1 protein-coding gene is annotated in these 305 nt (G+C 51.8%); it reads right to left on the reverse strand.

Annotated elements, in window-relative coordinates; genetic code table 11:
* The coding region (locus CWC16_RS20155; protein ID WP_212747473.1) for a hypothetical protein at positions 1-305 on the reverse strand (305 nt) is incomplete at both ends.

A 305-nucleotide genomic window follows, 5' to 3' on the forward strand; every position in this document is an offset into this window, starting at 1 on the left:
ACACCTTCAGTAATCGCTACTGTCTGAACACCGTTGGAGTCATTCTGAATCTGGTCGCCAGTCTGTACTGTACCGATATTACTGAACAGGAAGTTCCCGGTTTGAGCTGAGTTCTGCCCCTTGAGCAACCAGCTGGTACCGTTATGACCGTCCGTGACAATATCGCTGTTACCACTGTGACCGGTGTACGACGTACTGCCTGTAAATGTAATACCGGCTGCCTGGAAGTTGGCATCACTCAGTGAGACTGTCAGTCCATTACTGGTGCCATTGCTGACCGCACCGCCGTTGGTGTTCAGGGCACT

This window comes from Pseudoalteromonas sp. S3776 (assembly GCF_005886915.1).
GTDB lineage: Bacteria > Pseudomonadota > Gammaproteobacteria > Enterobacterales > Alteromonadaceae > Pseudoalteromonas.